At 59.3% G+C, this 14,811-nt stretch carries 14 protein-coding genes; 11 read left to right on the top strand and 3 right to left on the bottom strand.

Annotation, left to right across the window (positions count from 1 at the left end):
- Positions 1 to 80: 80 nt before the first annotated feature.
- Together GGQ67_RS02025 and GGQ67_RS02020 are read right to left on the bottom strand one after the other, a co-directional pair.
- Positions 81 to 1,082, bottom strand: coding sequence for a glycosyltransferase (locus GGQ67_RS02025; protein WP_183898503.1), 1,002 nt, complete (start codon positions 1,080 to 1,082; stop codon positions 81 to 83).
- A 2-nt stretch (positions 1,083 to 1,084) separates the two neighbouring features.
- Positions 1,085 to 2,017: a glycosyltransferase family 8 protein gene (locus GGQ67_RS02020; RefSeq protein WP_343056446.1), complete on the bottom strand. Its 933-nt coding sequence runs from the start codon at positions 2,015 to 2,017 to the stop codon at positions 1,085 to 1,087.
- A 487-nt stretch (positions 2,018 to 2,504) separates the two neighbouring features.
- On the opposite strand from GGQ67_RS02020, the gene GGQ67_RS02015 reads away from it, so the two are divergent.
- The 10 genes from GGQ67_RS02015 to GGQ67_RS25095 all read left to right on the top strand — a co-directional run bounded on the left by GGQ67_RS02015 (position 2,505) and on the right by GGQ67_RS25095 (position 12,394).
- On the top strand, positions 2,505 to 3,011 hold the full coding sequence (locus GGQ67_RS02015; RefSeq protein ID WP_183898502.1) for an acyltransferase: 507 nt from the start codon (positions 2,505 to 2,507) through the stop codon (positions 3,009 to 3,011).
- Entirely contained in the window at positions 3,008 to 4,045 is a 1,038-nt protein-coding gene (locus tag GGQ67_RS02010) for a Gfo/Idh/MocA family protein (RefSeq protein WP_183898501.1), read from the top strand. The genes GGQ67_RS02015 and GGQ67_RS02010 overlap by 4 nt, the downstream gene beginning before the upstream one ends.
- On the top strand, positions 4,042 to 5,148 hold the full coding sequence (locus GGQ67_RS02005; RefSeq protein WP_183898500.1) for a DegT/DnrJ/EryC1/StrS family aminotransferase: 1,107 nt from the start codon (positions 4,042 to 4,044) through the stop codon (positions 5,146 to 5,148). Before GGQ67_RS02010 ends, GGQ67_RS02005 begins: the two co-directional genes overlap by 4 nt.
- On the top strand, positions 5,138 to 5,854 hold the full coding sequence (locus GGQ67_RS02000) for an acyltransferase (protein WP_183898499.1): 717 nt from the start codon (positions 5,138 to 5,140) through the stop codon (positions 5,852 to 5,854). The genes GGQ67_RS02005 and GGQ67_RS02000 overlap by 11 nt, the downstream gene beginning before the upstream one ends.
- Positions 5,851 to 6,828: an NAD-dependent epimerase/dehydratase family protein gene (locus GGQ67_RS01995; RefSeq protein WP_183898498.1), complete on the top strand. Its 978-nt coding sequence runs from the start codon at positions 5,851 to 5,853 to the stop codon at positions 6,826 to 6,828. Before GGQ67_RS02000 ends, GGQ67_RS01995 begins: the two co-directional genes overlap by 4 nt.
- Positions 6,825 to 8,006: a DegT/DnrJ/EryC1/StrS family aminotransferase gene (locus GGQ67_RS01990; RefSeq protein WP_183898497.1), complete on the top strand. Its 1,182-nt coding sequence runs from the start codon at positions 6,825 to 6,827 to the stop codon at positions 8,004 to 8,006. The genes GGQ67_RS01995 and GGQ67_RS01990 overlap by 4 nt, the downstream gene beginning before the upstream one ends.
- 384 nt (positions 8,007 to 8,390) lie before the next feature.
- Positions 8,391 to 9,929: a GumC family protein gene (locus GGQ67_RS01985; RefSeq protein ID WP_183898496.1), complete on the top strand. Its 1,539-nt coding sequence runs from the start codon at positions 8,391 to 8,393 to the stop codon at positions 9,927 to 9,929.
- Between the two features lie 63 nt (positions 9,930 to 9,992).
- On the top strand, positions 9,993 to 10,775 hold the full coding sequence (locus tag GGQ67_RS01980) for a CpsD/CapB family tyrosine-protein kinase (protein WP_183898495.1): 783 nt from the start codon (positions 9,993 to 9,995) through the stop codon (positions 10,773 to 10,775).
- Between the two features lie 145 nt (positions 10,776 to 10,920).
- On the top strand, positions 10,921 to 12,114 hold the full coding sequence (locus GGQ67_RS01975) for a hypothetical protein (protein ID WP_183898494.1): 1,194 nt from the start codon (positions 10,921 to 10,923) through the stop codon (positions 12,112 to 12,114).
- Positions 12,115 to 12,127: 13 nt separating this feature from the next.
- Positions 12,128 to 12,394: a hypothetical protein gene (locus GGQ67_RS25095; RefSeq protein ID WP_210279494.1), complete on the top strand. Its 267-nt coding sequence runs from the start codon at positions 12,128 to 12,130 to the stop codon at positions 12,392 to 12,394.
- Here GGQ67_RS25095 and GGQ67_RS01970 read toward each other — a convergent pair.
- Entirely contained in the window at positions 12,369 to 13,163 is a 795-nt protein-coding gene (locus tag GGQ67_RS01970; protein WP_183898493.1) for a WecB/TagA/CpsF family glycosyltransferase, read from the bottom strand. The two genes, GGQ67_RS25095 and GGQ67_RS01970, sit on opposite strands and share 26 nt — an antisense overlap.
- Positions 13,164 to 13,419: 256 nt before the next feature.
- On the opposite strand from GGQ67_RS01970, the gene GGQ67_RS01965 reads away from it, so the two are divergent.
- On the top strand, positions 13,420 to 14,604 hold the full coding sequence (locus tag GGQ67_RS01965; RefSeq protein ID WP_183898492.1) for a glycosyltransferase family 2 protein: 1,185 nt from the start codon (positions 13,420 to 13,422) through the stop codon (positions 14,602 to 14,604).
- Positions 14,605 to 14,811 lie beyond the last annotated feature (207 nt).

Here is a 14,811-nt window from a genome sequence, read left to right as displayed (position 1 = left end):
ACGCCAAGGCGTGTGCCGCTCGACCGCATTCTTTCGAGATCAGCGCTAGGCGCTGCATTTGAAATCCCGCTTTTCCGCACTCACGGATCCTGTCGGCGAGGCAGGTATGACTTGCCCGCAAAAAAGAGCAGTTTCATCAGGCGTAGCATGTTGAATGGGGTCAGAGAGTAGGCCTTCACCATCTCCCTGCTTGCCTCGTCGTATCGATGCCCGGCATTCAGATAGTTCGCCAGATGAGAGCATTTTGCCGCAAGCCTCTTTACGGCTACGCGACTGGCCCGCTTGTGCCCTTCGGCCGTCCGATCGACAATTCGCTCGAACACCGTCTTCAGGCTTCGCAAGGACTTTTCGCTGTCGTTCGGTGTCTGATCGCTGTGGAACCGTCGCTGAAGCAGGGGGGAGGAATCGTAGTGAAAACGCTTGGTAAGCGAAGCCCTGCTGAACCAATCTTCGTCCTCGCCCATGGACAATGCCGGATCGAAGAAGCCGACCTCCAGAAAGGCAGCCCGCGTGCAGAGCATCGTGCCCAGATGGAAATAACGCCCTTCGGCGACATCAAGCACGGCGTCGACGACAAAGCCGTCCGCATCAATTCGCGGCCAGATCACCTGCGACACCTGCTTCAGCAAAGAAGTGTCCCCATCAGCATCGACAAACCAGCCGACACCCTGGAAACTGAGGACACCGTCCGATGTCACGCGGTCCAGTTGCGCGCGCAGCTTTCCAGGCGCCCACAGATCGTCGCTGTCGAGAAATGCGATCAGCTTCGCCGAACTCTCGACGACGCCGCGATTTCGCGCCGCACTAACGCCACCGTTTTGCTGGTAGACATAACGCACGCCGGGGCGGTGTTCCTGGAAGAGTTCCCGGGTGCCGTCGGTCGAGCCATCATCGACAACGATGACTTCCACGCCGCTTATGCCCTGACTGAGAACGCTCTCGACGGCAGCCATGACCAATTGGCCGCGGTTGAACGTCGGGATGATGACCGATACGGTTCGATCAACGGCGATGGAGCCGAAGCTCTCATGCTGCTTTGGTTCGAAGTCGACATTTCGGCACTGATCATTATCAACGAACACGGCTATTTATCCTCCGTGCGGCTCTGTGCGATCATGGCCGGCCTTGCGTTTCGAAAGCTCTTAGCCAAAGACCACGCCGATCGAACAAGGGACGATCTCTTCAGAAGCTTGTGTGCCAAGGTCGCGATTTCTTCTCGTGCGATTTCCGGCATGCTGCGTGCGAACCTCGTCCTTGCGCGCACTGCGTCATAGCGGGCCGCATTCACGCTCATGCTGGAAGGCTTCCAAGGCTTCGACTTCGTAACGAAATGGGCGATTGCCGGTCGCCCCGCGTCGACCGCGGACACAATGCTTTCATGCGGCTCGCATTGAAAATTCCATTTGCTGTCGAGCTGTTTCCAGAGACCGTCGCACGCAACGTTTAGGGCATCCTGATCCGAAAACGGCGACTTCGGAAACCGATCGAGATAGTTGAGCGTCTTTTCCGTCACCTGCGCGTTACGCCAGTTGCCGAGATCGACGAGCAGCACGCCCGCATTGAAATAGTGGCCGACGCGCGGAACCTTCTCAAGACCACGCTTGTTTCGTTTGACTTCCGCATCAAGGGGATCGAGAACGGCGCCGATGACGGCATCGCTCAAATCGATATCGCACAGAGGCGAAAGATCGCCAAGAACAAGAATATCGCTGTCGAGATAGAGTACTTTTCCAACCCTCTCGGTCAAAACACTTGGCAAGACCAAGCGCGAGAACGTCATTCTCGAGATGTAGGGCAACGGAACGTAGTCGCTGGCGAACAGTGAAACATCAATTGCGTGCCAGTCGATCGTGACAGAACCGCGGGGTGAGGAGTCGAAGATCCTCTGCTGCGTCGCGCTGTCAATGCCATCGTGAATGACATGGATTTCCAGGGGCCAAGCACTGGCATTTGCTTCCGCGACGGACCTTATCGTTGTCGCAAGCGGCATCGCATAGGCGGAGTCGGCGGCCAGCACGAGCGGGCATAGCCTTCGGCTGATGCCAGAGGTATGATCCGCACGTCTTGCGCTTTCCAAGCCCAGTTTGTTCGCTTCACAGATGCCCACTAGGGTTGCCCCGATACTTAAACGCCTAAAGCTGTCTGCCTGTAGTGTCTTCCAACAACCGAAGCCCGGCAAGCCGGCGGTACTAAGCTAAACGGGTATGTCACGCTAACGCTTAAGCTACAGCGCGCCATCGGTTTACGCCTTTTGATCCCACCTTATTCTCAAGCCTCTTCATGGCGTCGTGGGCCACCAAACAACACTGGTCATATATTTCGATAAACAGAGCTTTACTTCATCTCGCAATAAGGAATGTGCCGGGAGGTACGCCTTTAGATGCAAAATGTACAACATTTGTCATTCTTTACTGAGGAGTGAAAAAGCTATTCTTTTGACCTCGACAATACCAGCAGAGTTTCTGTGATCTCGATTAGTTGTGTGAAGTATGCGGGGTTCAAGCATGATTGCTGCAAGCGTGAAACTGGGGGAAGGCGTCGTTATCCATCACCCAGATCTCGTCAATCTTTATGGCTGCGTCATCGGCGCCGGGTCACGGGTCGGGACCTTCGTTGAGATCCAGAAGGGTGCCCAGATCGGTGAAAGCTGCAAGATTTCCAGCCATTCGTTCATCTGCGAGGGCGTGACGATCGAAGACGGCGTCTTTATCGGTCATGGGGTGATGTTCACCAACGATCTGCAGCCGCGGGCCATCAATCTGAACGGTTCTCTGCAGTCGGACGCCGACTGGTCCGTTGTCCCAACGCTGGTCAAGCGCGGTGCATCGATCGGAAGCAACGCCACAATCGTGGCAGGTGTGACGATCGGCGAAGGTGCGCAGGTCGGTGCCGGTGCGGTCGTCACCAAGAATGTTCCCGCTTACGCGATCGTTGCCGGCGTGCCGGCGCGGGTCATAGGCCGCGCAAAGGATGCGCCTGTCGAAATTCTATCATCTGGGAGGGCACGATGATCGGTATCGCCGTCGTCGGTTATGGTTACTGGGGACCCAATCTGGTCCGAAATTTCGCCGAAACCCCTGGCGCGCAGCTGATCTGGGTCTGCGACCTGAAGAAAGAGCGGCTGGGCGCCGTGCAGATGCGCTATCCCACGGTGCAGATCACCGACGATTTCGATGAGGTGCTTCGGGATCCCCGGGTGCACGCCATCGCGATCGCCACGCCTGTCTTCGCCCACTACAAACTTGCCATGCAGGCGATGATGGCCGGCAAGCACGTTTTTGTCGAAAAGCCGATGGCCTCGACCTCCGAAGAGGCGCGGCGCATGGTCGAGGAAGCCACACGCCGTGGGCTCATTCTCGCCGTCGACCACACGTTCATTCACACCGGCGCGGTCCGCAAGATGCGCGAGATCATCGAGACCGGTCTCGGCGACGTCTATTATTATGACTCGGTTCGCGTGAATCTCGGCCTCTTCCAGCACGACGTCAGCGTCGTATGGGATCTCGCCGTCCACGACCTGGCGATCATGGACTACGTACTGCCGGAAAAGCCGGTCGCGGTTTCGGCGACGGGCATGGGCCATGTGGCGGGCGAGCCTGAGAACATCGCCTATCTGACGCTGTTCTTCCAGAGCAAGCTGATCGCGCATATACACGTCAATTGGCTAGCGCCGGTGAAGGTGCGCCGGACGCTGATCGGCGGCAGCAACAAGATGATCGTCTATGACGATCTCGAGCCCAGCGAAAAGATCAAGGTCTACGACAAGGGCATCACGCTGAACGGCGGCGCCGAGCAGAACGGCGATCAGGTCTACCAGATGCGCGTCGGCTATCGCACCGGCGACATGTACGCCCCGCAGCTCGACATGACCGAAGCACTTGGACGAGAGCTCAAGCAGTTCGTCGACTGCGTGGCCACCAACACACAACCGCTTGCCGACGGCCATGCCGGTCTGCGCGTCACGCGCATTCTGGAAGCTGCCACCCAATCCCTGGCCCAGCGCGGCCGCGTCATCGAACTCGAACAGGCAAGGCTGAGTGCATGATACCGCTCCTCGATCTCAAGGCTCAGTATGCGTCGATCAAAGATGACGTCGATGCGGCGGTGCTGCGCGTTCTGGCCTCTGGCCACTATGTGCTTGGCGAGGAAGTCGCCCGCTTCGAGGAAGAATTCGCTCGCTACTGCAACACGAAGCACGCCATCGCCGTCAACACCGGCACCAGCGCGCTCCACCTGTCGCTGCTTGCCGCGGGCGTCGGCCCGGATGACGAGGTGGTCACCGTTTCGCTGACATTCGTAGCGACCACGGCGGCCATTTGTTACACGGGAGCGCGGCCGGTCTTCGTCGATGTCGAGCCGGTAACCCTCACCATGGATCCGTCAAAGCTCGAAGCGGCCATCACACGCAGAACGAAGGCGATCGTGCCCGTTCATCTCTATGGTCAGATGGCGGATATGGATGCCATCCAGGCAATCGCCGACAGATACGGGCTGCCGGTCATCGAAGACGCCTGCCAGGCGCATGGCGCGGAATACAAGGGGCTGCGGGCCGGCAGCATCGGCCTGTCCGGATCCTTCAGCTTCTATCCGGGCAAGAACCTCGGCGCCTGCGGAGAAGGCGGCATCATCGTCACGAATGACGACGAGCAGGCCAAGACCATGCGGATGTTGCGCGATTGGGGCCAGGAGAAGCGCTACCATCACGTCATGAAGGGCTACAATTACCGCATGGACGAGATCCAGGGGGCGATCCTTCGTATCAAGCTCAGGCATCTGGAGGAATGGACGGAGGCAAGACGCGTGCGGGCCGCGCGTTACGATGCGCTTCTGGCCGGCTCGCGAAGCGTACGCGCGCCGACCGAGGCCGATGGCCGCCGCCATGTGTACCACGTTTACGCGGTGCGCAGCCCGGACCGAGATCAGCTGCAGCAGACGCTGCGCGACGAAGGCATCCACACCGGGCTGCACTATCCGGTTCCGGTGCATCTGCAGGAAGCGCATGCCGATCTAGGCTACGGCGTCGGCGATTTCCCGGTATCGGAGGCGGCAGCGCGCGAGGTCCTTTCGCTGCCCATCTACCCTGAACTGACAATGCGGCAGGTGGAAGAAGTGGCAACCGCGGTGGAGCACGACGCCTATGTCAGCTGATGCCGCATCCCCGATCCGGCTCGTCCAGTCCGTCCACGGATTGAAGGAGAATATCGCCGATCCGGACTACCAGACCGAACTCGCCAAGGAGCTCCGACAGTCCTATGGACTTGCCGGACTGGTCGAACTGCACGCTCGATTTGCCACTGGCGACGGGTTCGTCGATGCCTTCATGCGCCGAGTGATATGGCGCGCGCTGGCGCGCTCCTGCGGCTCCGGGCTTCAGGTAGGCAGCGGCGTCGGCTTCAAGCATGCCGAAACCTTCGAGATCGGCAACGGCGTGTTCATCGGCGCCCAGGCCTATATCCAGGGCCGCTTCGACGGCACGTGCAAGATCGGAGACAATAGCTGGATCGGGCCGCAGGCTTACTTCGATGCCCGCAACCTCATAATCGAGGAATGCGTCGGCTGGGGGCCGGGGGCCAAGGTTCTCGGCTCGAGCCACACCGCTCTGCCGGTCGATGTCCCCGTCATCAAGACCAATCTTGAGATCAAGCCGGTGCGCATCGGCGCCTGGGCTGACATCGGAACGAACGCCACCATCCTGCCGGGCGTCACGATCGGCAAGGGCGCGATCGTCGGGGCAGGCGCGGTCGTCGTCTCCGATGTCGAGCCATTCTCGGTCGTCGCCGGCGTGCCGGCCAAATTTATCCGCTGGCGCGAAGATTGCGATCCATCAACTGTAAAGAGTTTGGAACAGCCATGAAAGACAAGCGAATTCTCATCACCGGCGGTGCTGGCCTGATCGGTTCACACATCGCTGACCTCGTGGCAAAGGAAAGCCCGCACGAGATCGTCATCATCGACAATTTCGTGCGTGGCAGGCGGGAAAATCTGGCGGATGCGATCGCGACGGCACCAGTGACGATCATCGAGGGGGATATTCGGGACCGCAAGCTCCTGAAGGAGACCTTCGCAGGTATCGACACCGTCTTTCACCAGGCAGCCATACGCATCACGCAATGCGCCGAAGAACCGCGCCTTGCCTTCGACGTTCTGGCTGGCGGTACCTTCGATGTCCTCGAAGCAGCCGTGGAAGCGGGTGTGTCAAAAGTGGTCGCCGCCTCTTCGGCATCCGTGCTCGGTCTTGCCGAGACCTTTCCGACGACGGAAGACCATCACCCCTACAACAATCGCACAATCTATGGGGCCGCCAAGGCCTTCAACGAGGGGCTGCTTCGCAGCTTCGCCGAAATGTACGGCTTGCGCTACGTGGCGCTGCGCTATTTCAACGTTTACGGGCCGCGCATGGATGTCCATGGCGCCTATACCGAAGTTCTCATCCGCTGGATGGAACGGATCGCCGGCGGATTGCCGCCGATCATCCTCGGCGACGGCACTGCGACGATGGATTTCGTCCATGTTCGCGACATCGCCCGCGCAAACCTCCTGGCTGCGAAGGCAGACGTGACGGACGAAGTGTTCAACGTTGCGAGTGGCGAGGAAACCAGCCTGCGCGAACTGGCTGCACTGCTGACCCACGTCATGGGGGCCTCGATGGAGCCGCAGTTCGGCCCGGCCCGCAAGGTCAACGCCGTTCCGCGGCGTCTCGCATCAACGGTCAAGGCGGAAAGCATGCTTGGCTTCAAGTCCGAAATCACGATGGAAGAAGGTCTTCGCGACCTCGTCGAATGGTGGCAGCAGGAAAAGAAGATCGTGAGCGCCGGAGAAGCGGCATGAGCCAGATACCCGTTGCCAAGCCCGTTCTCGACGAACGGGAAGTCGAGGCCGTTCGGCGCGTCATCCTCTCGGGATGGGTCACTCAGGGTCCGGAGGTCGCGGCTTTCGAACGGGAGTTCGCCGATTTCGTTGGCGCCGCACACGCCTGCGCCGTCTCCAACTGCACGACGGCGCTTCATCTTGCCCTGCTTGCCGTGGGAGTCACGGCCGGCGACGAGGTCATCACCGTCAGCCACTCCTTTATCGCAACGGCAAATGCCATCCGCTACTGCAATGCGACGCCGGTTTTCGTCGATATCGAAGAGCATGGCTTCAACATCGATCCGGATCTGATCGAGGCGGCGATAACACCGCGTACGAAAGCCATCATCTGCGTGCACCAGGTCGGCATGCCGTGCGATATGAGCCGCATCGTCGAGATCGCGGACCGCCGTGGCATACCTGTTATCGAGGACGCGGCCTGTGCCACCGGCAGCGAGATCCTTTGGAAAGGCCGGTGGGAGAAGATCGGCAAACCGCATGGCGACATCGCCTGCTTCTCCTTCCACCCGCGAAAGGTGGTAACAACTGGCGACGGCGGCATGCTGACAACCTCCAATCCGGATTACGATCGCAAGTTCAGGCTCTGGCGCCAGCACAGCATGAGCGTCAACGACACCGTGCGTCATGGCTCCAAGCAGGTTATCTACGAGAGCTACCCCGAGGTCGGTTTCAACTACCGAATGACCGACATGCAGGCGGCGGTAGGGCGCGAGCAGCTGAAGCGCCTGCCGGAAATCATCGCGCGCCGACGCGAACTTGCCGCGCACTACGCGACGGAGCTCGGTGATGCCGTCGGCATCAGTCTGCCTGTCGAGCCGCATTGGGCGCGCAGCAACTGGCAGAGTTTTTGCGTAGGCATTCCGGATCACTGCGACCAGCAGGAATTCATGCAGCTGCTGCTGGACCGTGGTGTGTCGACACGGCGCGGGATCATGAATAGCCATCTCGAGCCCGCCTACCACGGCGCGGAAACCCATCGAGTGGCCGGAAGCGTGAAAAATAGCGTCGATGCGCAAAACGGTTCGGTGGTTCTGCCACTGTTCGTACAGATGAGCGACCGCGAGTTGCTCGAGGTCACGGCGGCCATCAGGGACAGCATTGCGCTTTCGACACGGGCCATCGCCAAGGCCGGCTGATGTGGCGCTCCACACGGGACGGATTTCAGAGGTGGTGGCTCGCGGTTACTTTCGCGCATCGGACAGATCGTGTGACCGGCAAAGGCGTCAGTGACGTGCAAACCGCCATTTGAGTACATCCGGCCCGCAGACGTCATCTTGCCAGCGCTTTCCGCCCTGCCGCCAAGCACCATTCAACTGTTCGCACTCGCAGGGCGGCAAGTATCCCGCCAAGCGCATGAGCATATCTGAAGTAAAAATTCGTACCATAAAACCCGACTATCCGAATGTACTAGATCGGTTGCGCGCACATAACCTATCGAGGAACTACCGATTGCTTGGGAAGCGAATAAGATAAAAGTGCATAGGCACCTCATCGGTTTATAAAGTTTGGGTGATCTCGTAATGAACGCCATCGATCTGAAGTTTTATCTGTCACTTGTTATTCGGAGATGGCCGCATGTACTCACCATCATCGGCCTGTGCGCGGCCACGTCGATCGTCATCGCGCTGCTGATGCCGCGCCAATATCAGTCGACGGCAAAGATTCTCGTTGAAGCGCCCCAGATCCCGTCGGAGTTGGTCAGGTCCACGGTGCCGACGAGCGCGCTGCAGCAGATGCAGATTATCCAGCAGCAGATAACCACCCGCGACAACCTGGTCGAGCTGGCCGACAAGCTTGATATCTATGGCGGCGAGCGGGCAAAGCTGGCCGGAGACAAACTCGTCCGGGACATGCAGTCTCGCATTACCTTCCTGGAGTTGCCGCTCAGCAGTGACGGCATGGGCGGCGCGACGCTTCTCAGCGTTTCCTTCGATGCGGAGACGCCTGCCCTGGCGGCCAAAGGCGCCAATGAGGTCGCATCGCTTATATTGACGAGCAACCAGCGCCAGCGAACCGACCGTGCGGGCGATACGCTGCAATTCTTCAACGATGAAGTGAAGCGGCTGGATGATGAGCTCGCTCGCAACGAAGCGGAATTGTTGAAATTCAAGACCGAGAACAAGGACACTCTTCCGGAGAGCCTTAATTTTCGCCGTCAACAGCAGAGCAACCAGCAGGAGCGCCTGGTTTCGCTGGAGCGCGAGGAAGCGGATCTGCGCACAAGACGCAGCATGCTGGTCGAGAGTTTCCGCGCGACCGGGCAATACGCCAACGGCCCCATCAGTCCCGAGCAGCAGATGCTGCAGGATTTGAATAAGGCACTGGCGGATCAGCTGACAATCTTTTCCGAGACGAGCCCCACCATTGTCGCGCTCCGCGGCCGGATAGCAGCGCTGCGTGCCAAAAGCATGTCCAAGGATGAACGGTCCGCGGGTGGTTCGGCGTCGACCGGATTTGAGTTGCAAGTGTCGGACATTACCGATCGCCTGCAGGCGATCGGTCGGGAAAAGGCGGCCCTGAACCTTAGCATCATGGAGCTGACGCGCTCGGTCGGCGCGACACCGTCAACGGAAACCCAGCTGAACGCGCTGGAGAGGACGGTGGCAAACGTTCAGACCCAGTACAACACCGCTATCGCGCGACGCGCGGAGGCCTCGATGGGCAACCAGATCGAAGCGCGCTCGGATGGCGGCCGCTTTTCTCTGCTCGAACCCGCCACCGCACCTGAAAATCCGTTGCGATCACGTCGCCGCCTGGTCGTTGCGATGGGGTTTGCGGCCGGCATCGGATTGGCGCTGGCATACATCGTTCTCCTCGAAATATCGAACAGAACGATCCGCAGACCCTCCGAGCTCGCCCAGTTGCTGCAGCGTCAACCTCTGGCGGTCATTCCGTATATTCCGGCGCCCTCGGAAATACGCTCGCCCTATGCAACGCGTCAGCTGGCGACAGCTTTGACGGCAGGCGCTGTTCCCGCATCTCTGCTTGTCGTTCACTACTTCTACATGCCCTTGGGAGCAGCGTTCCAGAAGCTGCTGTCCAGCTTTAAGAGCGGGTGAGCGGTGAGTTCCAAAATCGAAGCATGCTCAGAATCTTTCGAAGTAACCGTTGGGGTCCAAGTCATGGAACGCGAGAATGTATCTACCTTGAGCCCGGACGCACTAAAGGACAAGGACCGCATGCTCACATCGCGTTTTCATGGGCTGTTGGCTTGGAGCGAACTGTCTCCTCTGAAACTCGATCCCGACGCGATAACACGAAACCGCATAGTGACGGCAAATCGCTCGGACGCTTCGCATGTCGCTTTTGACATGATGCGCACGAAGCTTTTGCAGGCGATGAGACAGAACAACTGGAAATCGGTCGCGATAACCTCGCCGACGCCGGCGTGCGGTAAGACCTTTACGGCGTTGAATCTTGCCTTCAGCTTTGGAAATCAACAGGATTGCCGAACGCTGCTGCTGGATCTCGACCTCAGGCGACCGCAGGTCGGCAAGTCCTTGGGTGTCCGCAACGCGGCGTCAATGGAGAGCTTTCTGCGCGGCGAAATCGAGATCGACGACATTTTTCTGCGCCACGGAGACAACCTGGCAATTGCGGCGAACAGCAGCCCCGCCCATTATTCCGCCGAACTCTTGCAGAGTTCAACGACGGCGGATGTGCTGGCCAATCTGAACAGACGCGTAAATCCGGATATCGTCCTTTATGATCTTCCGCCCATGCTATCGACCGATGACACACTGGCATTCCTGCCGAACGTCGATTGTGTCGTTCTCATCGCCGCAGCGGAACAAAGCACGCTAAACGAAATCGACATCTGCGAGCAGACGCTCGCCGAAAAGACCAACGTGTTGGGGGTCGTGCTGAACAAGTGTCAATTCAGTGCCGAGCGATATGGCTACTGATACACGGCGCGTCGTTTCCGATCGGCGGACCATTAGGCCTGCGTTCCGCTGCTCTGGTCCGACATACAGTGCGTCCGATACACTTTCCGCGACCGGGGCGACTTGCGATCTCGCCCGCGCTAACCAAGAGAAAATGAGGCACCCGATGAATGAGACATGGCGACGTGACGTTCTAAAGGTAATGGCTTCGCTGCCGTTGGCAAACCTCGGCTTGTGGTTGGGCGGCATGAACGCCGTCCAGGCAGCAGAGCGCTCACTGCTTCCCGGGCCGAGCTTCTTTGTGCGCGGAGCTTACCAGCAGCCGGTTGAAAAGATGGCGCACTGGAAGGCTCTCGGCGTCAACACCATCTTCACGATGAATCGAGGCGCCGACCGTGCGGAATGGACGAAAGAGGCGGAAAAGTACGGACTATACATGGTCCGAGAGCCCGCAGGCGTCGACGACGATTACGTTCTCACAGACCCCGCGGCATTCAAAAAGGACATTTCCAGCCCCTATTTTCTGGCGATTGCCATGATCGATGAGCCTTCCAATTTAAAAGAGGGCGGCAAAGGGATCACCTATGAGGATGTCGGGGTTACGCCCGCTCAAATCGATACCGTCGCGCGGGTCTTGTTCCGTGGCGGGAAACCCTTGTGGCTGAATCATGTCGGAAACCACGTCAATAACATCTATGTCGAAAAGATCATGTCCGACTACGCGGACAGTCCATACATCGACTGGCTGGGACACGACTCCTATCCGATCGCTACCGGAAGCGATCTTGTCATAGACATCGACGACTATGCATCGACCCAACAGGGCCATGCTATCGACCGGCTCTCGCGGTGGAGCGGTGGCCGTCCGCAGTTTTCGTTCATCGCATTGACAAAATACGATGCGTCATCGCCGGGAAGGCAGACAACGCCGGCCGAATTCCGAGTGCAGGCGTGGTCCTCCATTATTCACGGCGCCGTCGGTATCATCTATTTTCCGTTCATGTTCTCCCCGGAATTCTCATACGATGCGACGCCGGAAGACCTGCAGAAGGAACTGCTGGCGTTTCACCTGGAAATCGATGATATCGAAGACATTCTCGTCGACAAGGTGAAGGGTGGCAGGCGGCCCTCCAAGCTGCTCAAGTCCGTCCGGACGACGGAAAAACAGCTGGACGGAACCTTGCCCTTCCCATTTGAAGCATCGGCGATACCGACCAGCTCTGGTGAATACAAGATTATCCAGAACCTGTCGCCGAAGCCGGCCGAGCTCACTTACGAAGCGTGGGGGTTGGACAAGGTCAAGTTCCAGCCATACGAATGCAAACGAGGCTTTACGGTAACGGATCTCACCAAGAGCTGACTTGCTTTTCAGAATGATCTTGCTGGTCTCCGGTTGCCTGCCGGAGGAGGCGCGCGGTCGGTGGTCCTGGTCCGGATGGCGTCGGCGCGCCGAGGTGTTGGATCGTCATGTCGGCGCTGTGGCCGCCGTTGACGAGCCTGCACCAACCAAGTCGTTTATCGACGACAGCGCCCGTTTCAAAATCTTAAACCAAGCGCATATGAACCGGGGCGGCGAGGCGCCGCCGGTTTTTCTGCTGTCGCCTAGCGAGCCGTCTACTGGCGTTGATGACGACGGGTGACGAGTTCCTTGGCGAACAATTGCAGCAGCGGACCAACGGCGAAAACATATCGCCGCCACAGCCGTCTTGGATCCGATGCAAGCCGGTGCGCCCACTCCAACCCCAACTGGCGCATCCATACGGGCGCCCGCTTCTTTTCCCCGAGAAGAAACTCCAGCGATGCGCCGATGCACAGACCCACGCCGCATGCCTCCGGCCGCTGGGCAAGCGCATAGGCAATCTTCTCGGACTGCGGCGATCCGATTGCGATGAAAACAAAGCGTGCGGGCTCCGCGGCCACGAAATCCACGCAGGCCTGCAGGCCGGCAGGGTTTTTCAGGACATTTGGAGGAGGAACGAAGCTTCGGAAACGGACGCCGGGAAACACTGTTGCCATCTGTTCCGCGACCATTGAATTGGCCGCGATCAGGGTAATGCGGTCGCCCGGCCGGATTACCGTCTTGAAGATACGCGCCGTCAGGTCCGATCCCGTAACGAGCGGCAGGTCGAGCGCCACGGCGTGCGACAGCGTCGAGATCGGCTTGCTGTCGCAAAGCGACATCCAGGCATCGTCATAGTAGGGCGCAAGCAACCGATCGCCGTTCAGGCGGACGACATGATCGACATTCGGCGTCACGATATAGCGGAAGCGATCCAGAGATTCACTGTTCCTCACGAGATCGACAGCCGCATCCTGCGCGATCGTATCGAAAGGTGCGCCGAGAAAATAATGGCGTGTCCGGCTTGTCGGCGGAGCAGCCCGCGGAGATTGAACGTCCAGTGGCGGCATCTGTCTCTCCCTTGCGCGCGGGCACGCGTCGGCGCAGTGCGACGCAGAAAAACGTCTGTTTTCTTTCGTTTCAAAGATAATTTATCGGTGAATTCAAGCAATTGACCGAAGTTCAGCAATTGGATGTATTTATTTCCGCGCGATCTAATCCGCTTCATCATAAGGGACTATCGAAGAGCGATGGGATAACCGTCCATGGCTGTGATATTCATTTTAAGATACGCAAAAACTGAGAGGCTATACTTTGCTATACATGATGGCGCTTCTGTCACTCACGGTGGCCGGCATTGCCTGTTTCGCGCTTGTGGCCATCTTCGCGATCGAATGCATCGCCGGCGCCTGGCCTTCGGGCCGGCGCGCCGAACGATCGTTTTCCAATCGGCCCGCAATCGCCGTTCTGATACCGGCCCACAACGAAGCGCTTGGGATTGCCGCGACGCTGAGGAGCATCGGCGATCAGATCCGCGGCGGCGACCGGATCGTCGTTGTGGCCGACAATTGCGATGACGAGACGGCGGCGATCGCGCGCATTTTCGGAGCGGAGGTGATAGAGCGGCGCGATTCCGTCAACCGCGGCAAGGGTCACGCGCTGGCTGCGGGCGTCGCGCATTTGCGGCAGTCGCCGCCGGCAATCGTCGTCTTCATCGACGCGGACTGCCAGATTGCAAGCGGTACGCTGGATGCGCTGGTCGCCGACGTCATGGCATTCAACCGCCCCGTGCAAGCGCGGAACCTGCAGCTGGCGCCGACGGGCGCGAGCATAGGTCTGGCGATCGGCGAATTCGCCTTCCGTATCAAGAACCATGTCCGGCCATTGGGAATGAGCAGGCTCGGCATGCCATGCCTGATGACGGGGACCGGCATGGCGCTGCCATGGAATCTCGTGGAACAGGCGAACCTTGCGACCGGGCACCTCGTGGAAGACATGAAGTTCGCGCTCGAGTTGGCGCAGAACGGCGCGCCACCGCGTTTCTGCGAGCAGGCCCTGGTGACAAGCCTTTTCCCAACGTCTGCGGAAGCCGTGGAAACGCAGCGGCGGCGCTGGGAGGGAGGGCATCTGGCAATGATGCGCTTCGCAGTCGGCGCGCTTTCCCGTCCGAGCGCATGGCGCAGCGCGGCCTATTGCGCCCTCCTTCTCGACGTGCTCGTACCGCCGCTGACGCTGCTTGCCGCCGCCGTTGCCGTCATGACATTGATCGCGGCATGTGCGGCACTCCTGGGCGTCGGCCTGCTGCCGCTGGCAATCGCGGTGGCGGCCGTTTTGCTATTTCTGCTGGCGATCGGCCTCAGCTGGGCGGCATTCGCGACCGAGCTTCTGCCGCCGAGGCAGCTCGTCAGGCTCCCTGCCTATGCCATCGCGAAACTATACAAATATCCCAGGATGCTGCTTTCATCCAGCCGCCACGAATGGGTCAGGACCGATCGCTCGCGCCCGCAATGAAGACGAGTACCGTCGGAGTAGGTGCCAGCGCTGATCCACGGCACAGCATTTGCGGAGGAAGTGTCCGCCATCACGCTGACTATCCAGGAACGGTACGCGTCTGTTCAGGGGAACGGCATGCCTGCCATCTAATCTCGAACTTCGAACCCTTGATACAGACGTGACATTGGACTTCTGGCATCTGGCAAGCCGGTCGCCGGTCCGCCT

Origin of the sequence: Rhizobium metallidurans, assembly GCF_014196505.1 — a bacterium.
Classification (GTDB): domain Bacteria; phylum Pseudomonadota; class Alphaproteobacteria; order Rhizobiales; family Rhizobiaceae; genus Rhizobium; species Rhizobium metallidurans.
Note: the sequence above shows the minus strand (reverse complement) of the source record. Positions and strands in the feature narration are given on the sequence as shown.